Source organism: Sporosarcina soli (assembly GCF_042655805.1).
In the GTDB taxonomy this organism is placed as follows: Bacteria; Bacillota; Bacilli; order Bacillales_A; family Planococcaceae; genus Sporosarcina; species Sporosarcina soli.
On record NZ_JBHSNO010000005.1, the window covers coordinates 1718986 to 1737966 of the forward strand.

The window sequence follows — 18981 nt, forward strand, 5'->3', positions numbered from 1 at the left end:
TTTATAATTGATATGGCAAGTTGCAAGTTAATTGCGACTGTCAACTTTAACTTGTTGATATTTTTCTAGACTAACGTCTGTCGATTTATTGAGAATCTTTACTGTACTAACACCAACTACATACGTGACAGCAAAGTTTATCATCATTATTAATAGCCCGGTATCAAAATCTTTGATTATACTTGGAAGATTTGGATATAACGCCGCTAATGTAGTATCCGTTACTGTCGAATAAATAACGAGCGAGACTCCAACGATCATTCCTGCGAAAGCACCAATTTTGGTAATCGGATTCTTTTTCAGAAGACTAAAGAAAAGTGCCGGGAACAGCTGGACAATAATGCTATATACCATAATGTAAATTAAACCAATCAACTTCGATTCATTTAAAGCAAAAAATATCGCAATTATAACTAGGATTGGTACTAATAGACGACTTAATCTTCCAAGTTGCTGATCGGTTGTTTTAGGTCTCCACACTTTAAAAATGTTTTTCGATAAAAGTGTTGCAGATGACAGTAATACAATCGAGCTTGGAACAAGTGCCGCCAGTGCTCCTGCCCCTCCAACTAATCCAACAAACCAAGGTGGAAATGCACTCTGTGCAAGCTTAAATAAAGACATGTCTGCATCGTTTAAACCCGGCACTTGTAAAACCGCAGCAAACCCAATAAAAACAGAAAATACGATAATAAGTTGATAGATAGGCATACTTGCAGCATTCCAACGAAGGGCCTTCGCACTTTTGGATGAAAAAACACCCGTTTGCATATGTGGAAAAAGATAAAATGCTAACGCTATCATAATCGACGTTGTCACAAACCATGTAATACTCAATCCTTCAGCAGGAAACAAGAGCATTTCTGGATGTACACTCTCAATCGCTTGGAACATCGGTTTGAATCCACCATAGTAGTGGTATGGAAAATAAACGCCCATAAATACGATAACTCCAAGAATTAAAATATCTTTGAATATCGCCGTCCATGCAGATCCGTGCATCCCTGAAATTGTTACATATACAGTGACTAATAAACCACTAAGCACAACCGCAAGTCCCGATGAAATCGATCCATACGATGATGCCGAAACAATTATTCCTAAACCAACAAATTGCATGACTAAATAGGATACGGATGCAATCACGCCAATAATCGCAACAACAACCCCAAGACCTACACTCTTATATTTTTTCTCATAAAAATCGGCTTGCGACATAACATTATGTTTCTTTGCATACTTCCAAATCGGTGGTAACATCCAATATGCAATAATAAAATAGAAACAGTTAAATGCATAAACTGCAGGCATCCCAACACCATAAGCCATCCCACTTGCACCTAGGAAAGTGAATGTGGTAAACATTTCTCCCGCTAAGATAAAGAATATAGTTAATGAGCCAAAGCTTCGTCCCCCAACAGCCCATTGTTCCATATTCATTTCTTTACCTTTCCTTGCGCTAACACCTAAATAACAAGCGAATATTAAAATCGCAAATGTAATAAAAAATGAACTATTCAAATGTCCTCCTCTCCTTCATGGTTAGCTGGATCTAACATGTTAACGATGTATAAGAAAAGTGAAGTTAAGATCACCCACAATAACAGCCAAAACAAAACGAAGGGCATGCCAAGAACGTATGGTTCTATCTTATTTATTACACTTAAACTCCCTATAGCAGGAATTAAACTGAATAAGTATAACCAAATTCTCCTATTCATTCTTCTTTCCCCCTTATTCCAATTTTCGACGAAAGATTTTGGTTCGTTACCCTATTTCTATCTCCACCTGTGTAAACGCTTACCATAACCTTTGAATCCATCAAGGAATCAACGGGAATTATAATAGAAGTTCTCATTGGAGCGATTATTTCTATCACTTCAATTGGCTAATATTGTCTTTGGATCACTCAAACCAATGAAGTGGGTGTGGGTTTAAATTCACATTAATTTGTTTTGTTTCTTGATACTCATCCAGTCCATATGTGCCTATACCGCGGCCTATTCCACTATGTTTGTAACCGCCCCATGGTGCCTGAATGTTCGTAAGGTGATAAGCATTCACCCACGTAATGCCTGAGCGAACTTTCTGAATGACACGCAATGCTTTATTACTGTCGGTAGAGAAGACCGCACCCGCTAATCCATAGTCAGAGTCGTTTGCAAGACGAATAGCCTCTGCTTCATCTTTGAACTTTTGAACCACAACAACCGGGCCGAAAATTTCTTCTTTTACAATGCGCATATCGCTCGTTACATCGGTAAACACGGTTGGTTCAATGAAGAAACCTTTCTCCATCCCATCCCGCTCAATACGCTTACCACCGCAAGCCAATGTAGCCCCTTCTTCTTGACCGATGCGGATATATTCAAGAATACTGTTCATATGCTTCTCGCTAACGATTGCACCCGCTTTTGACCTTTCGTCATGTCCTGGCCCAACTTTAATTTGTTGTGCACGCTTTGCGTATGCTTCAACAAACTTATCGTAAATTCCCTCTTGCACTAACACTCGGCTTCCAGATGAACACACTTGTCCACTACCATAAAAGATTCCAAATAAAGCATAGTCAACAGCTGTTTCAAAGTCAGCATCATCAAAAATAATATTAGGGGATTTCCCACCGAGTTCTAACGATACTTTCTTCAAGTTACCTGTCGCCGCTTGCATGATACTACGCCCAACTTCTGTGCTTCCTGTAAAGGAGACAACGTCCACATCAGCACTTTCAGCAATCGTCTGGCCAACGACGGTTCCACCACCCAGGATTAACTGCGCAACACCTTTCGGTAAATCTGTTTCATCGATGAACTGAAACAGTTTGACAGCTGTTGTCGGTGTAATTTCAGCTGGCTTTAAAATAATGGAGTTTCCCGCCGCAAGTGCTGGAGCTACTTTCCAAACCGCCATTAACAATGGATAGTTCCATGGAACGATTAGCCCCGCTAATCCCATCGGTTCTTTCACAATCATCGTTTGTAAACCTTCCAGCGCTTCATAAGTTACACCTGTTGGGTTTTGAATAAGACCTGCATAATAACGAAAAGCCTCTATGGAATCCGCAACATCCCCCTCTGCCTCTCTTAGCACTTTTCCGTTATTTTGCGTTTCCAACTGAGCAAGTTCAGCGGCATGTTCTTCCATTTTGTCAGCAATTTGTAGTAATACCGCAGCTCTTTCTTGTGGAGTTTTTGAAGACCAAACACCACTTTCAAAAGTTTCTTTCGCAATTTTAATCGCATGTTCAACCTCTTCTTTAGTCGCCTTTGGAGCTTTAGCAATCACTTCTTGATTTGCAGGATTAATTACATCAAATAGTTGCGGATTACTTGAATCAATCCATTCCCCATTTATGTAGAGTTTTAATTGTTCTCCCATCCATTTCCCCTACCTAACTGTTAATTATTTCATATAAGATCAACCGTACATCCTTGTTCAAAAGGAAAGTGCATCTCGAGATGCAAGCTTTCCTTTTTATTGGTTAGGAAACTATCAATTACGCCTCGGCGTAATTGCGTCCATATTTTGTGATTCCACATCCAGACCTCAGGCACCTTGCGCTATTGTTCGCCAAAAGTTGAAATTATTATTCTGGCATGCCCATTGCTTCCTTATATTGCTTGTGAAAATGCTTTAAGCCATGCTCAGTTGGTGAATAAATCCCGTTATCAAAAGCTTTTGAATGAAGCCCAGTTTGCAATAATTCAACGAGATCAAAGTCTTCTTTACGTACTTGATCGACAAATTGAATAAGTTCTTCTTGTTTTTCTGTAATTTCTTCAGACCTAAAATAGTAGCTGTAAATTGCCAATGATTGATTTGGCGAGATAGGCAAGATTTGGCTCGTCGTTATGTTTCCTTCTTCGCCAGGATAAATGCTAATCATTAAGTTAGGCCATACCCAATAGAAAAATGCTGGATCTGCTTCTTCTCCTTGTTTCATTTCAGAATACTGACAAGTGTATGTGTTATACGTGTCGATATTGTAATTTTCCATATCAAATGTTTTAGAAAATGCAGGGTGTGCTATTTTACAATGATCACACTCTAAATAATTGTCAACGACGGCTTTCCAATTGGCTTCAATAACCCGTTCAGTTGTTCGGATTCTCTTCAAAGAATTTAAAAACTTGTATTGATCAAGGCTTTCAACTAAATCGCTATATTCAGACCGGAAAGGTTTAGCATTTGGATCTAAGTTTACAAAAATGAGTGATTGGTAAACTTCTAAGTTAATAGTTGTCATGCAATTGTGGTCACCTAAACTGTCTTCATCAAAATTCGGGGCACGATTTACTTTGCCATCTAGTTTGAAAGACCAACCATGATAAGAACAGAGAAATACTTTTTTATTTCCAGAAGTACTTTTTTCAACACGTGTACCGCGGTGTGGACAAATGTTATAAAAGGCATTCACTTTTCCATCGTTATTTTTGCTAACGATAATGGATTCTCCAGCAATTTCGAAAGTGAAAAAATCGCCTACATTTTCTAATTGGCTCATATGTCCAACGAAGACCCAGCTTTTAGAAAAAATACTTTCTTTTTCTTCATCAAAGTATTGTTGTTCCACATAGTTCTTGTAAGGCAAAGTAGCACTTGCTTTGTTGCTTTTTGTATTAACTGTCATTGTTCTTTCACCCTCCTATAATAAAAAATACATTTTGATATCTATAGCTCTATATTGCAATTATTCTGCCAACTCAAAAAAGACGATGGCATCAAGGTAGAGAAGTTTTTTCCACGCTGCGAAATAGGAAAAACCGAGTTTTTTTAAACTCAATGAGTTTTTCCGAACTCGAATTACGTCTTATTTTTTCTAAACAACAGAAATAGTAAAGGGTTCGGTCGCAGTTTTAATCGAATTTGTTGGACACTCCTCTTCTGCAATTTCTAACTCTTCTATAAAGTCTTCGTGGATCTCGGTATTGCCTGCATTTTGATCAAGTAATGAAAAGGAAAGACCTTCTTCATCATGGTCAAATAAATTGGGAGCATTTTCAGAACATGCGCCGCATGCTATACATGTCTCGCGGTCCACCATCGTATAAACTGTCATATCTTTTCCTCCTCATATAATTTTTAGCTTGTGGATCTACGTACATTTTTGCCTCACTGACGGCAATCGGTGCCTCTCCAAATCCTGTTACAATCAGCTTTACTTTTCCTTCGTACGTACAAATATCCCCTACTGCGTAGATCCCTTCGATATTTGTTTCCATCTTCGAGTTTACAATGATCGAATTTTTTTCGATCTCCAATCCCCAGTTTTTAATCGGGCCTAGCGAAGAAACGAAACCGTAGTTTAGAAGAACATCATCTACCGTTAATTCGATTGTTTCTTCACTATTGTTTTTTTGAATGATGACTTTCTCTATTTGTTCGTCTCCGATTAAGGTTGTTGGGACATATGGCGTTAGGATTTCCACACGTGATTTTTTTAACAGGTCAACACTATACTCATGCGCTCTGAACGAGTCTCTTCTATGAACTAATGTTACTTTTTTGGCAATCGGTTCTAACATAAGCGCCCAATCAACAGCAGAGTCACCGCCGCCGAATAACACAACTTCTTTATCAGCAAACTTTTCCATCGTATCGACGAAATAATGCAAGTTCTTTCCGACGAAGCTTTCTTCATTTTCCAACTTCATCGTTCTTGGTTGGAACGCACCATTTCCGGCAGTAATAATAATCGTTTTTGAATAATGCATTTGTTTATTTGTCATGAGTTCAAAAACACCATTGTCGCGTCTACGAATCGTTTGGACTGTTTGGCCAAGGCAATGATCCACTTTAAACTGATTCATCTGTTCGATGAGGTTATTCACAAGATTTTGCGCACTTACTTTAGGAAAGCCCGCTATATCATATATAAACTTTTCCGGATAAAGTGCCGATAACTGTCCGCCGAGTTGCGGTAAACTTTCAATAATATTGATGGAGGCTTGGCGCATTCCAGCATAAAATGCGGTGAATAAACCGACGGGACCTCCACCAATTATTGTAATATCATATATTTTCGGCTCCTCATTCATTTAAAAACCCCCATTATTATAATTAGAGTAATCAATAATATCAGATATTTACATCACTTCCTGTATCATGTAGAATTCAGGTGAAGTAAACTTCGGCACATCATTGGTTCATCCAAGTCCACATCAGCATCCTCTCTTCGCTTAAAAGTGCTTGATTAACGATTCAAAAACTTATAATGCAATTTTCATGCCACTTTTAAGTAAGCTTGATGTTTAGCCAGTTTCGTTATCATAATGCGTGGAATCTTGATGATTGATTGAACTTAAATTGACTCACTTTAAGTTTTATTAAACTCAATTTTAATGAGGGGGAGGTTTTTTAAGTGTTTGCTAATTTATCTACTAATCTTGAAATGGAGGCATTGCTCCAAATTTTAGATTATTCGTCAGATGAGATTTTTGTTCTTGATGAAAATAAACGAATTATTTTTGTGAATAATGTATGTGAGCGGCATTACGGATTGAAGAAGTCTGATGTAATCGGAAGATTTAGCGATGAATTATTTAACGAGGGGTATTGGACACCGTCTGTACTTCCTGAAATATACGAAAAGAAAAGGCCCATCTTCATTAAACAAACGACTATCTTAGGTGCTGAGTTGCTTACATCTGCTATACCTATTTTAAATAAGGATAATGAAATTAAATTAGTTGTGACGACAGCTCAAGAATTGCAAAACTATAAAATGCTAAAATTGGCGCAGCAAAATGAGAAAGATCCCAACCGAGAACCCAATGTATTCGAATCGGCGATGATGACAAATAATATAAAGGTAAAGGAAATACTTCGATTTGCACAGAGAGTCGCAAAAACCGAATCGACGATCTTAATCCAAGGGGGTTCAGGAACTGGTAAGGGAGTGCTCGCGCAGCATATTCACAATGCTAGTAATCGTAAACCTCATCCATTCTTAACTATTAATTGTGCAGCGATTCCAGCAGATTTGTTAGAAGCCGAATTATTTGGGTATAGTGCTGGATCTTTCACGGGTGCAAATAAGGATGGTAAAATTGGATTAATTGAATCAGCGGAAGAAGGTACATTATTTTTAGATGAGATAGGGGAGTTGTCTTTACCCCTTCAAGCAAAACTTCTTCGAGTTATTCAAGATAAGGTATTCATTCCGATTGGTAGTGCCAAAGAGAAAAAAGTGAATGTTCGTATTATCGCAGCGACGAATCAAAAGCTTATTGAAATGGTAGAAAAAAAACAGTTCCGCGAAGATTTATTTTATCGTTTAAATGTGATCGATATTGAATTGCCGTTACTTCGAGAGAGAAAAGAGGATATTATTCCATTAACGTATAAATTTTTGTATAAATTTAATGACATGTACGAAACGAATAAAATGATTTCAGAAAAATGCTTAGAGTTGTTTACGCAATACTCTTGGCCAGGAAATATTCGACAACTTGAAAATGTCATGGAAAGATTAGTCATTACAAGCGATGAAGTCATTGATGTGGAGGACTTACCGGAGTTAATGTACCGCCAAATCGAACAAGTACATCAAGATTCACCTACTACGTTGAGAGAAGCGATCGATTTAGTGAAAGAACAAATGGTGAAAAAGTCATATAAAAAGTATGGCAGTTCTCGAAGGGTGGCAAGTGATTTACAAATTAGTCAAACACAAGCATCGAAACTAATAAGGGAATATTGTTATGACTGAAATTGATAGCCAATCGAACACTTCGCTATCCGGCAAGAAAGCAAGGTGGTTACTTTTTTAGAAACACTCTTCAGCCTCCGGTCAACCGCACTTCATGCGGTATGTGAGCTGCATTGACTGGGTGTTGACGCACCCAGTTTTTCAATAAATATCTGGTTTTCCACAGTTATACAAAAGTGATACAAGTAGCCCCCCTTCCCCAGCAAATCCAAATAGAAAACCTCCCCCATCTATGCGATAATAATAGAACTAACGTTTCTATCATTAAGGAAAAGAGGTGTCCCTATGAAACCGGTCATCCTTGCCGAAAAGCCATCCCAAGCAAAAGCCTATGCCGAGGCATTTACCGTAAAAAGTCGTCAAAAAACACATATTGAACTGGCACCAAGTCAGCTCTTTCCCCATGGCGCCATTATTACATGGGGCATCGGGCATCTTGTCGAGTTGAAAGAGCCGAAAGCGTATGATGCGCGTTGGAACCGCTGGACGCTTGGCAGTTTGCCGATTTTACCGGAACGATACGAATTCCAAATTGCGAAAGGCAAGTATGCACAATTTCAGACTGTGAAGAAATTCATTCTGGCGGCGGATGTTGTGATTAATGCGTGTGACGTAGATCGTGAAGGATCAAATATTTTCTACAGTATATACAACCAAACAGGCGCGAGAGGTAAAACAATTAAGCGATTGTGGATCAACTCACTTGAAATCGATGAAGTGCGAAAAGGTTTTTCCAATCTGCATGACAATCGTAAAGATCTACTTATGTATGAAGAAGCAAAAGCCCGGCAAATCAGCGACTGGCTTGTCGGGATGAATGGCTCGCGTCTCTATTCATTGCTTTTAAAAGCACGGGGTATTCAGGAAGTGTTTCCGATCGGGCGTGTGCAATCACCGACAGTTTACCTCATTTATCAACGCCAAAAGGAAATTGAAACCTTTGTTTCCGAGCCGTTTTTTGAAATTGAAGCGACTTTTACTGCCGAGCACGGGACATATAAAGGAAAAGCGAAAGCGAAAGAACCGAAACGGGAAATCATCCGGGACCTGCTTGCAAAGCATAATATACTTCCCAACTCACCCGGGATCATTACATCTGTCGAAAAGATTGATAAGCGGACGCCGCCCCCACAGCTCCATTCGCTATCAACGCTACAAGCAACAGCGAACCGGCTCTGGAAAACAAGTCCGGCAGATGTGCTAAAAACGATGCAAGGGCTCTATGAAAAGAAGCTTGTGACGTATCCACGGACGGATGCCCGGCATATTACGCAGAATGAGTTTTCCTATCTCGCTGCTCAAGTGAACGATTACCAACAGCTCATCGGTCATTCTTTCCCTGTCGCCTCACTCGCGCCGAAAAAGCGCTACGTTGACAGTTCAAAGGTCCAGGAACACTACGCTATCATTCCGACGAAGAAAATTCCGTCTCAAGCAGTACTCAATAGATTATCGGGCATCGAACGTAATTTATACGAGGAAGTCGTCCGCACGACACTCGCAATGTTCCATACTGACTATCTGTACACGGAAACGAAAGTGACAACCGATGTCAATGGACTGCCTTTCTTCACTGTCGGCAAAACGGAACGGGATAAAGGATGGAAAGCGTTGTTTGCCCGTTCAGCAAAAGAAAGCGATAAGGACGAGCCTTCCCTGCCTCCACTTCGGGCACAAGAACCGGTTGAAAGCAATATCGCAATCAAAGAAGGAAAAACGATGCCACCCAAACCGTATACGGAAGGTCAGCTCATTGCGATGATGAAGACGTGCGGTAAGCTCGTCGAGGATAAAGATGAAACGGAAATCTTAAAAGAAGTAGAAGGGCTCGGAACGGAAGCGACCCGTAGTGGGATCATCGAAACGATCAAACGGCACGGCTATATCACTGTTACGAAAAACATCGTTTCCATTACGGACAAAGGGCGTATTCTCTGTCAGGCCATCGAAGGAAATTTACTTGCCAGTCCATCGATGACGGCCAAATGGGAAACGTATTTGCGAAAAATCGGCAATGGAGAAGGAACGCAGGAACACTTCTTAGAAAGCATTGCAAGATTCATCCACAAATTGTTAAAAGAAGTGCCGCCACAATTAGAAGCGCAAAAAATCGATATCACACTGCCACCAAAAGCATCCCGAACTGCCAAGACCTATGCCCCGAAGGAAGTTGCGCCGTGCCCTGCTTGCAAGCAAGGTACAATCGTGGCACGAAAAGGATTTTACGGTTGCAGTGCTTACAAAAATGGTTGCAAGATGACCTTCCCAGGGATATTCCTAAAGAAAAAGCTTACCCAGGCACAAGTAAAACTTCTTTGTACAAAAGGGAAAACAAATGTAATCAAAGGATTTACCGCAAATAATGGGAATAAATTCGATGCCAGTCTGGCACTTGTGAATGGAAAATTAGAGTTAAAGTTTTTATGACCTTTTCAAAGGACAGTCTCCCTTAGTAGTGGTGACTGTCCTTCTTCATTTTCCTCGTAGTGAATATTCCTTCATTTTGGAATACAATAGATGACAAGAAGGTTGATTCATATTGCAAAGTGAGGATGATGATTTTGTCTAATACATTAGAAGAATTGATAGAGCACCCGGTATTTTACCACTTCTCCAAAATAGCTGCGATTCCTAGAGGTTCCGGGAACGAAAAAGCGATTAGCGACTATTTAGTCCGATTTGCTCAAGCCCGTCGTTTAGAAGTTATTCAAGACGAAGCATTGAACGTCATCATCAAAAAACCGGCTACGCCCGGGTACGAAGAGATCCCGACCGTCATTATCCAAGGACATATGGATATGGTTTGTGAAAAGAATGAAGGAACTATCCATAACTTTGAAAGCGATCCACTTCAATTGCGGATTATCGGGGACATGCTCTACGCAACAGATACAACTTTAGGGGCTGATAATGGCGTTGCCGTCGCTTATGCGCTTGCTTTGTTGGATGCAGAGGAAATCCCCCACCCTTCCTTAGAAGTAGTGATCACAACTGAAGAAGAAACAACGATGGGCGGGGCTTTGGCTATAGACCCCTCTCACTTTAACGGTAAAATTCTCATTAACATTGACTCAGAAGAAGACCACAAGCTGCTCGTAAGCGGTGCAGGTGGGATAAAAATTACGCAAACGCTTCCGATTGTTTGGGAAGTGGCTCCTACGGGAGTACAGGCTTTTAAAATTAGCATCGGTGGATTAAAGGGAGGGCATTCTGGCATATCGATTGATAAAGGCAGGGGGAACTCCAATAAAATCATGGGCAGACTATTGGATGATCTATCCTCGAAAATTCCTTATTATATTTGTCAAATCAACGGAGGTTCGGCAGTAAACGCCATTCCACGGGAAACGAGTGCAACTATTTTTCTCCACTCGGATGCACACCGAAATCTGGAACAGACGATTGCCAAGTGGAATCGTCTCTTAAAAAATGAACTGCAAACGTCTGACCCTGATGTATCCATCACCCTGGAAAACATCAAGCATGATCGCTCAACTGTTTTTTCGGAAGACACCATGTCCAAAGCAATTGCCTCCCTGATGTTAATTCCAAATGGGATTCAAAGCATGAGTATGGAAATTGAAGGATTGGTTGAAAGCTCGACCAACTTAGGGATTGTGACGACGACAGATGCTGAAATATGTTTTGAAAGTGATTCGAGGAGCTCGGTAAAAAGTTTAAAGGACCATATCGTCAACCAATCCAAGCTGCTTGCAGATGCACTCGGATGCCAGTTTGAAACGGACTGCGATTATCCAGAGTGGCCGTATAATCCCCATTCAGCCATTCGAAAAGTGTTTGAACAAGTTTACAAGAAGAAATATGGCACCGATATCGAAATCATCGCCGTACATGCCGGGATTGAGTGCGGGATTTTCATGGATAAGATCGCTGGGTTAGATGCGATTTCGATCGGTCCTGATATGTACAATGTCCATACACCCGACGAACACCTGAGCATTCCTTCCACACTGAATAATTGGACATACTTCCTTTCGGTGCTTGAGGAAATGAAAGATTTCAGTTGGGGTAAGTAGATAAATGCAGGGTGCAAGTACTTAAACAATTCGAGAGACATGAATTATACGAGTACCTGCACCCTTTTTCTGCCCATTAGGTAAACTTATTAAATTAACATGTTGACACAAAGAGGTTTGAAAGTTTACACTATTCGATATGAAGTTATCAATCTATCGAGGGGATGGCTTATGCATATACGTGAAATGACACAAGTTGCTTTATTTGCTGCCATTATGGGGGCATTAGGTTTACTTCCTCCACTTTTCCTATCCTTCACGCCTGTGCCGATCACCATGCAGACGATTGGCGTGCTGCTGGCAGGTGGCATTTTAGGGGCCCGCTTAGGGGCAATGAGCCAAATTGTTTTCTTGCTGCTTGTCGCCACAGGACTGCCGCTTTTATCAGGGGGACGCGGAGGGCTAGGCGTCTTCGTAGGGCCTAGTGCAGGGTATATCCTATCGTATCCGATCACGGCATTTTGCCTCGGGTATATTCAATCCCGTTTCAAACAGCTACGGCTTGGACCGGTTTTATTGACCAATTTGACGATCGGCATTTTTCTCATTTATCTATTCGGTGTACCTGTACAAGCTTTCGTGATGAATATCGATTTGCTACTTGCGATGAAAATGAGCCTTGTCTATTTACCTGGAGATGCCATCAAAGCGACGCTTGCCTCTTTTGTCGTTTATAAACTGCAAGCCTACCCCGTTTTCAACCGAAGATTACTTACAAGCTAGAGGAGGGGCAAGTATATGACAACCATTACAGGAACTTATACAAATCACGCAACCAGGCATCCCGATAAAATTGCCATTCACACTACATCTCAAACGATCCATTATCGGGAATGGTCTGAAATGGTTTGCCAAACAGCAAATTGGGTCGATGCCATAACGGGGACCGGTGCGACAGTCGGCATTTTCATGCCAAACGGAATCGTTTTTCTGCAACTTTTTTCGGGCATTGCGATGGCGGGTCGAACTGCCGCCACATTTGACGCGAAATGGAAACCAGCAGAACTGGAACAGCGTCTCACCGTCTCTTCTCCTTCTGTGTTAATCACCACGAAAGAGTTAGCGAAACGCATCCCAAACACAAATGCACACATCATTCTATGGGATGATGCTTTAGAGCAAATAAGCACCTGTATGCCATCATGCGCATTAACGGTCGATGGAGAAACACCGTTTTACCTCGGTTTCACTTCTGGGACAACCGGGTTACCAAAAGCTTTTGTCCGCTCCCATCGTTCTTGGGTGGAAAGTTTCGCTTGCAATCAACGAGATTTTCATCTGGATGAAAGTGATGGCGTCCTCATTCCAGGTGCGCTCATCCACTCCCATTTCCTTTATGGCGCGATCAGCACTTTATATGCAGGTGGGACAATCTATGTGATGGAAAGCTTTATGCCTACACTTGCTTTGCAATGGATGGATGCTCTCCCCGTGACAGCAATGTTCGTCGTACCGACTATGGTGGAGGCCATCTTAAAAGAAAATATCCTCATTCGGAAACCGATGACGATCATTTCCTCCGGAGCAAAATGGGAGGAAGGTTCCAAAGAGAAGATCCGGGAACGATTCCTTCATTTGACGATGTATGAATTTTACGGGGCAAGTGAACTGAGCTTCGTGACGTTTCTAAGTGATGAAGGCAATAGACAGAAACCGAACTCGGTCGGGCTGCCTTTTCATAACGTAGAAATTCAAATTAGACTTGAAAATGGAAATTTAGCTCCCGCAGGGGAAATCGGAAAAATATTTGTCAGAAGTACGATGCTTTTTTCCGGTTACTTGGAGCCGCGTACCGGAACGATTCAGTCGATGGAGGACGGAGAAGGATGGTTGACGGTTGATGATATGGGCTACCTGGATGAAAACGGTTTTCTGTATGTCATTGGCCGTGAAAAAAATATGATTTTATCGGGCGGTGTGAATTTATTTCCCGAAGAAATCGAAGCGGTTCTTTCGCAGCATCCAGCCGTTGAAGAAGTGGCAGTCGTTGGCTTGGAGGATTCGTACTGGGGACAAATTCCCGTTGCACTAATAAAAGGCAGTGCGCCTAAAAAAGAATTAAAAAGACTTTGCAGAGAAAAATTATCGGTATACAAAATTCCGCGTAAATGGTTTTTCGTCGATGAACTCCCTTATACGACAAGCGGAAAAATTGCCCGGAGACAGGTTCAGCAATTCATCGAAGTCGAGGCGCTTATCCATGAATAAAGCAGTGATTGTACAAGCGAAACGGACGCCTGTCGGAAGAAAAAACGGCATGATCCGGGACGTCGAACCCCATCTTCTTGCCGCCCCCCTTCTGCAACATCTTGCCCATGGACTTGAGACGGAAATCGATGAAGTCATTTTCGGGAATGTTGTCGGACCCGGTGGAAATATGGCCCGGCTGACGGCCTTGGAAGCAGGTCTTCCTTTGTCAGTCACTGGCATGACGATTGACAGACAATGTAGTGCTGGACTGGAGGCCATCCGCACAGCTTGTCATTTTATCCAAGGAGGAGCGGGAAGTTGCTATATCGCGGGTGGCGTGGAGAGTAGCAGCACTTCCCCGTTCCCAAAAAGGGCTAGATTTTCACCCGATCGTATAGGTGACCCTGATATGGGCGTAGCTGCTGAACATGTTGCACAAAAATATTACCTAACGAAAGAAATACAGGATGACTATGCGATGCTGAGCTATACACGCAGCTGGGCTGCCTATCGGGAAGGTTTATACGAGCCCGAAATCATTGCATTTGAAGATCGTACCGAAGATGAGTGCTTTTTAAAAGAACGCAATATGGCTGTTTTGCTGAAGCGGGCTAAACCCATCTTTGCTAAAGAGTCCGGCACCGTTACAGCCGCCAATAGCTGCAGTATTAACGACGGAGCAGCAGCCGTCGTCGTCATGGGTGAGAAATTGGCTCATGAACTGAACCGAAAGCCCATTTTGCGTTTTGTCGACAGTGCAGTGAGCGGCATCCACCCTCATTATCCCGGCATCTCCCCCGTTCCGGCGATCCGCACATTATTAGATCGAAACGCATTAACGATCGAAGACATCGATTTATTCGAGATAAATGAAGCATTCGCCTCCAAGATCGTTGCATGCGCGCAAGAACTTTCGATTCCGTACGAAAAACTGAACGTCTCGGGCGGTGCTTTGACGACAGGACACCCATACGGAGCATCCGGTGCCATTCTTGTCACCCGGCTCTTTTATGAAGTACAAAGAAGAAAAGATTTGCGCTACGTACTTGCGGCTATTGGAAGTGCCGGTGGTGTCGGGCTTGCTGTTTTATTTGAAGTGATAGAATAAGAAAAATCCACTTCCGGAAGTCAAGAAGTGGATTTTGATTTATCGTTTGCCTGCTTTTTCAGTTAAAAATGTAATAAGCACGAATACGGCGAAACTGACAAGCAAAATCGTACCGCCAACGATATAGAAGATTAGTGAAAAGGTTGCATTGACGTCAAATGGTTGCAGGAATTGCAGCCACATCCCTGTCGTCAAGCCAATTGCCCCGATGATCGCCGTCCAGCCATGGAATGCGATCAGCTTTTTAGCCCGCACTTGATAGAGTCGGTAAAAAACGCCCCAAGCAAACATCGATAACCAGCCTACCAGCAAAATATGCGCGTGGATGGGACGGAAAGCATACGACCCCGCCCCCGCCATATGCGATCCCAATACAGTCCCGATTAAGCCAAAAATTGCTGAAATACGAATGAGACGTAAACTCCATTTTTCTTGCATATTGCACTCTCCCTCTGTTGTTCATCTTATAGCTCTATCTTAATGAACGAACATGAACGGAAGATGAACGAGTCATGACAGTTTCGGCAATCTCACCGTAAACGTTGACCCTTCTCCTTTTTTACTCGTTACGTCAATCGTCCCTGCATGCAGTTTTACGACTTGCTGTACAATGGATAAGCCAAGCCCCGTGCCCCCTGTTTTCTGCGTCCTCGAATCATCCGCACGATAAAAGCGGTCAAAAATACGTCCTAAGGTACCCTTGTCCATCCCTATGCCGGTATCACGGACACTCACTGTCAAATGATCCGGTCCGTCGGTTAATAGCACTTCAATCGCTCCACCAACCTCCGTATATTTCAACGCATTTAGGAGCAGATTCTCCCATACCTTTTCAAGAAAAGCGGGATCTCCCGTGTATGGAACTTCCTCCAATTCCATCGATAAGGACAATTCCTTCTCTTCTATTAACCATCTATATTTGCGGACCACTTCTTTTAATTGCTCATTCACAGCAAATGTTTTCAATTGAAGCGGGGAAGATAATTGATCAAGTGAAGTGAGGAGCAATAGTTGCTTCGTCAATGACGATAAGCGTTCGGTTTCCGACTGGATAACTTGCGCATAGTTTTTCCGCGATGCTTCCTTCAGATCTTCATCCATCAGCAATTCCGCATACCCCTTTATATTTAAAAGAGGGGATTGAAAATCATGGGAGACATCACTGATGAATTCTTTACGTATCCGATCATTTTCACTCAATTTTTCCGTCATGAGTTGAAAACTTTTCGCCAGTTGCCCGATTTCATCACTTCGGTGGATATCAAGTGTTCCGGAAAATCGTTCTTCTCCCACTTTTTTTGTCGCAACAGTCAATGCAGTAATCGGATCGATCAGTTTCTTCGCCACAATGAGCATTGATAGCAAACTGATTATCGCCATGACGATGACCATTCCCCCAAGGAGTTTATGTACTTCCGTGAAAAGCATCTTAATATCGGGCCGCAAGAAAAGTGCATAGTTCTCCCCTTCATGCTGAAAAGGAACCCCGACTGTATTCGCTAACTTATTCGAGAAAAACCCCGTTACAAAAGTCTCGCTCGGAAAGTCCCTCATCCCGTGATACTGCTCGCCCTTCAAAACCTGATCCACCGTTTCACTTGAAAGATTTTTAATCCGAAAAGGTTCTCCGTAAAGAGCGGCATTCCGCTTTTCATCCACTACATAAAGCTTGTACCCAACAGCCGCTTGTGTTTCCAAATAGAGGGATAGGTTCAAATCCTTATCGGATTCGATGTAAGACGCCATTCGCATAGCGATCTTCATATTCTTTTCATCATTTTTTCCTTTCAGCTGCTGATGATAATAGGTATTGACCGTAAGAAATGCGAGAAGCCCACTCACGCACATAATCATCATCGTAATTAAAACAAATTTTCCGTATAGCGATCTCACGGGGATACCTCAAGCTTATAGCCAACACCGCGCACAGTCGCTATTGTCACTTTCTCTGTCAATGTAGCTAACTTGTCGCGAATACGCTTAATATGAACACTCAGCGTCTGTTCATCTCCCTCGTAGTCGAAGCCCCATACCCGCTCCAACAATAATTCCCGAGCGAAAACTTGATTCGGTCGGGATGCAAGAACGGACAGCAATTCAAATTCCTTTAAAGGAATGAGCAGCACCTTCTTGCCGACAGACACTTCATAGCTTTGGCGATTAATCGTCATCGGTCCCGCTTGGATAAAGACATCGACCGCCTTATCATAACGGCGCAAAATGGCATTGACGCGAAACAACAGCTCTTTCGGTTCAAACGGCTTCACTACATAATCATCAGCGCCTGCAAGAAAGCCCTTTTCCTTATCTTCCAATTCCCCTTTGGCCGTCAGCAACAACACCGGGATATCCGCCAGAGCCCTTAGCTCTCGCGTCAACGTATAGCCATCCATCTTCGGCATCATGACATCGACCACCGCTAAATCCGGAATGTCCTTCTCCACCAACGCTAGGGCCTCCATTCCATCCACGGCTTTTAATACCGTATAACCCGCCTGCGACAATTGGATATTGACCAATTGCAATATATTCGGATCATCGTCCACTACAAGTATTTTCATCTAATTCTGGCCCCCTTTCTTCGTTTCGACAACTTGCGTCCTTCCGCATTCAATAACCCCGAAAGCAACAAGATCACCGCCGTGAAATAAAACCAAGTAACCAACAAAATAATTCCTGACAACTGTCCGTATAACCGCGTATAATCCACATTTGAGACATAGTCTCCAAATACAAAAGAAAACAACTGCCACCCAATAGCTGAAAAGAGAGCCCCCGGTAAAACGTCCTTGAGCTTCATTCTCCCGGTCGGCACGACTTTAAAAAATAACAGGAAAAAGAGAAACAGAAATAACGTCCCTAGCCCCCATTTGACATTCGGCCAAATAATCAACCACCCTTGCCACTCTTCAATCGTATCATAATGGGTAAGTACTGTTCGCAATGCATTTTCAATAATAGGAAGAAACAAGGAAAGAGGTATGACGAGCATAAAAAGAAGCGTCACGCCTAAATCACGGATCAGCACTTTCCAAAAAGCATACCTACGCACAGTCCCATTTGCCAAATCAAGTGAACGCGCTAACGATTGAACGGCCATAGAGGAAATCCAAAACGCCACGATAAGGCTCACATATAGCACTTTCCCTTGCTCTTTATTAAGAACCGCATGAACATTATATTCAATAATCCTAAACGCTTGATCCGGCGCAAATGGGCGTAAAAACGTAAGAAGCATTTCTTCATTCACTGTGAAAAAACTTAATAAGGACAGGATGAAAATAAGAAACGGAAACATGGACAACAGAAGATAATAAGCCGTCTGTGCCGCCTGATCATAAAAACGTTCTTGGAAAAAGCGGATTAGCGCGTTTTTTACAATCAGCATTCATTCACCTCCTGACATCAATATACCCTATTCTGAACGAAGCTATGGGATAACTGGATATGAGAGGAAACTAAATAATTAAAGATCTTCGACGTCCCTCGTTAGATGAATGCTATGACTAATTTTGAAAACTGAATTGCTCATTTTTATGATAGGGCAAGTTTTGCTTAAGGAGGAGTCTGAGTAAAGGAGGCGGGGGAGACGATTGCTTAAGAGTGGTTTTGAGCGTTGGTGGAAGAATTTGATCACTGGTAGGTTACTTTGAGCGCTGTGGCGAGAGATTGATCATTCGGAAGGGCTTTTGAGCGCTAGAGCGGGTGTTTGATCACTTGGAAGTTACTTTGAGCGCTAGAGCGGGTGTTTGATCACTTAGAAGTTACTTTGAGCGATGAGCTAGATATTTGATCACTTGAAGCGTTAGGATGATCGTTATGTAATTGCTTGATCTTTCCCTTTTAAGGTTTTTGCATTTCAACGTCTATTTTTCTATTTGTAAACACAAAAAAAGCCATTACCTATCGGCAATGACCTTGACGCCTGGCGACGT

General features: G+C 42.1%; 16 protein-coding genes. 6 read left to right on the forward strand and 10 right to left on the reverse strand.

All coding sequences use genetic code 11. The features are described 5' to 3' along the window. Positions 1–27: 27 nt before the first annotated feature. The 6 genes from ACFPRA_RS12240 to ACFPRA_RS12265 all read right to left on the reverse strand — a co-directional run bounded on the left by ACFPRA_RS12240 (position 28) and on the right by ACFPRA_RS12265 (position 6038). Entirely contained in the window at positions 28–1521 is a 1494-nt protein-coding gene (locus tag ACFPRA_RS12240; RefSeq protein ID WP_381434689.1) for a sodium:solute symporter family protein, read from the reverse strand. Further along, complete coding sequence (locus ACFPRA_RS12245; RefSeq protein ID WP_381434691.1) at positions 1518–1721, reverse strand: DUF3311 domain-containing protein; 204 nt, start codon at positions 1719–1721, stop codon at positions 1518–1520. Before ACFPRA_RS12245 ends, ACFPRA_RS12240 begins: the two co-directional genes overlap by 4 nt. A gap of 184 nt (positions 1722–1905) precedes the next feature. Beyond that, positions 1906–3378, reverse strand: coding sequence for an aldehyde dehydrogenase family protein (locus ACFPRA_RS12250; RefSeq protein WP_381434693.1), 1473 nt, complete (start codon positions 3376–3378; stop codon positions 1906–1908). Positions 3379–3586: 208 nt separating this feature from the next. Next, on the reverse strand, positions 3587–4630 hold the full coding sequence (locus ACFPRA_RS12255) for an aromatic ring-hydroxylating oxygenase subunit alpha (RefSeq protein WP_381434696.1): 1044 nt from the start codon (positions 4628–4630) through the stop codon (positions 3587–3589). A 189-nt stretch (positions 4631–4819) separates the two neighbouring features. Continuing rightward, positions 4820–5059, reverse strand: coding sequence for a ferredoxin (locus ACFPRA_RS12260; protein ID WP_381434698.1), 240 nt, complete (start codon positions 5057–5059; stop codon positions 4820–4822). Then, positions 5001–6038 (reverse strand): NAD(P)/FAD-dependent oxidoreductase, encoded by a 1038-nt coding sequence (locus ACFPRA_RS12265; protein ID WP_381434701.1) that lies wholly within the window; start codon positions 6036–6038, stop codon positions 5001–5003. Before ACFPRA_RS12265 ends, ACFPRA_RS12260 begins: the two co-directional genes overlap by 59 nt. A gap of 353 nt (positions 6039–6391) precedes the next feature. On the opposite strand from ACFPRA_RS12265, the gene ACFPRA_RS12270 reads away from it, so the two are divergent. The 6 genes from ACFPRA_RS12270 (at position 6392) to ACFPRA_RS12295 (ending at position 15046) form a co-directional block, all read left to right on the forward strand. Then, positions 6392–7711, forward strand: coding sequence for a sigma-54 interaction domain-containing protein (locus ACFPRA_RS12270; protein ID WP_381434898.1), 1320 nt, complete (start codon positions 6392–6394; stop codon positions 7709–7711). A gap of 285 nt (positions 7712–7996) precedes the next feature. After that, a complete protein-coding gene (locus ACFPRA_RS12275; RefSeq protein ID WP_381434704.1) occupies positions 7997–10138 on the forward strand; it encodes a type IA DNA topoisomerase in 2142 nt (713 codons plus the stop codon). Positions 10139–10272: 134 nt separating this feature from the next. Further along, the gene (locus tag ACFPRA_RS12280) at positions 10273–11748 is read left to right on the forward strand and encodes an aminoacyl-histidine dipeptidase (RefSeq protein ID WP_381434707.1); all 1476 of its coding nucleotides are present in this window, start codon (positions 10273–10275) and stop codon (positions 11746–11748) included. A gap of 171 nt (positions 11749–11919) precedes the next feature. Continuing rightward, the gene (locus tag ACFPRA_RS12285; protein WP_239392583.1) at positions 11920–12471 is read left to right on the forward strand and encodes a biotin transporter BioY; all 552 of its coding nucleotides are present in this window, start codon (positions 11920–11922) and stop codon (positions 12469–12471) included. Positions 12472–12486: 15 nt separating this feature from the next. After that, positions 12487–13956 carry an AMP-binding protein gene (locus ACFPRA_RS12290; protein WP_381434711.1) on the forward strand — a complete coding sequence of 490 codons (1470 nt, stop codon included), beginning with the start codon at positions 12487–12489 and terminating at the stop codon, positions 13954–13956. Next, entirely contained in the window at positions 13949–15046 is a 1098-nt protein-coding gene (locus tag ACFPRA_RS12295; protein ID WP_381434716.1) for an acetyl-CoA C-acyltransferase, read from the forward strand. The genes ACFPRA_RS12290 and ACFPRA_RS12295 overlap by 8 nt, the downstream gene beginning before the upstream one ends. A gap of 39 nt (positions 15047–15085) precedes the next feature. Here ACFPRA_RS12295 and ACFPRA_RS12300 read toward each other — a convergent pair whose 3' ends face one another. The 4 genes from ACFPRA_RS12300 to ACFPRA_RS12315 form a co-directional block, all read right to left on the reverse strand. After that, positions 15086–15484, reverse strand: a complete 399-nt coding sequence (locus ACFPRA_RS12300) for a hypothetical protein (RefSeq protein ID WP_239392580.1) — start codon at positions 15482–15484, stop codon at positions 15086–15088. A 72-nt stretch (positions 15485–15556) separates the two neighbouring features. After that, the gene (locus tag ACFPRA_RS12305; RefSeq protein WP_381434718.1) at positions 15557–16939 is read right to left on the reverse strand and encodes a sensor histidine kinase; all 1383 of its coding nucleotides are present in this window, start codon (positions 16937–16939) and stop codon (positions 15557–15559) included. Then, on the reverse strand, positions 16936–17607 hold the full coding sequence (locus ACFPRA_RS12310) for a response regulator transcription factor (RefSeq protein WP_381434721.1): 672 nt from the start codon (positions 17605–17607) through the stop codon (positions 16936–16938). The genes ACFPRA_RS12305 and ACFPRA_RS12310 overlap by 4 nt, the downstream gene beginning before the upstream one ends. After that, the gene (locus ACFPRA_RS12315) at positions 17604–18434 is read right to left on the reverse strand and encodes a YihY/virulence factor BrkB family protein (RefSeq protein WP_381434723.1); all 831 of its coding nucleotides are present in this window, start codon (positions 18432–18434) and stop codon (positions 17604–17606) included. Before ACFPRA_RS12315 ends, ACFPRA_RS12310 begins: the two co-directional genes overlap by 4 nt. Positions 18435–18981: the final 547 nt, after the last annotated feature.

Bases quoted from the DNA above. Each gene is read 5' to 3' on its own strand.
- ACFPRA_RS12250 (WP_381434693.1), bottom strand. From the start codon at position 3,378: ATGGGAGAACAATTAAAACTCTACATAAATGGGGAATGGATTGATTCA.
- ACFPRA_RS12245 (WP_381434691.1), bottom strand. From the start codon at position 1,721: ATGAATAGGAGAATTTGGTTATACTTATTCAGTTTAATTCCTGCTATA.
- ACFPRA_RS12260 (WP_381434698.1), bottom strand. From the start codon at position 5,059: ATGACAGTTTATACGATGGTGGACCGCGAGACATGTATAGCATGCGGC.
- ACFPRA_RS12290 (WP_381434711.1), top strand. From the start codon at position 12,487: ATGACAACCATTACAGGAACTTATACAAATCACGCAACCAGGCATCCC.
- ACFPRA_RS12270 (WP_381434898.1), top strand. From the start codon at position 6,392: ATGGAGGCATTGCTCCAAATTTTAGATTATTCGTCAGATGAGATTTTT.
- ACFPRA_RS12275 (WP_381434704.1), top strand. From the start codon at position 7,997: ATGAAACCGGTCATCCTTGCCGAAAAGCCATCCCAAGCAAAAGCCTAT.
- ACFPRA_RS12315 (WP_381434723.1), bottom strand. From the start codon at position 18,434: ATGCTGATTGTAAAAAACGCGCTAATCCGCTTTTTCCAAGAACGTTTT.
- ACFPRA_RS12285 (WP_239392583.1), top strand. From the start codon at position 11,920: ATGCATATACGTGAAATGACACAAGTTGCTTTATTTGCTGCCATTATG.
- ACFPRA_RS12310 (WP_381434721.1), bottom strand. From the start codon at position 17,607: ATGAAAATACTTGTAGTGGACGATGATCCGAATATATTGCAATTGGTC.
- ACFPRA_RS12255 (WP_381434696.1), bottom strand. From the start codon at position 4,630: ATGACAGTTAATACAAAAAGCAACAAAGCAAGTGCTACTTTGCCTTAC.
- ACFPRA_RS12295 (WP_381434716.1), top strand. From the start codon at position 13,949: ATGAATAAAGCAGTGATTGTACAAGCGAAACGGACGCCTGTCGGAAGA.
- ACFPRA_RS12300 (WP_239392580.1), bottom strand. From the start codon at position 15,484: ATGCAAGAAAAATGGAGTTTACGTCTCATTCGTATTTCAGCAATTTTT.
- ACFPRA_RS12265 (WP_381434701.1), bottom strand. From the start codon at position 6,038: ATGAATGAGGAGCCGAAAATATATGATATTACAATAATTGGTGGAGGT.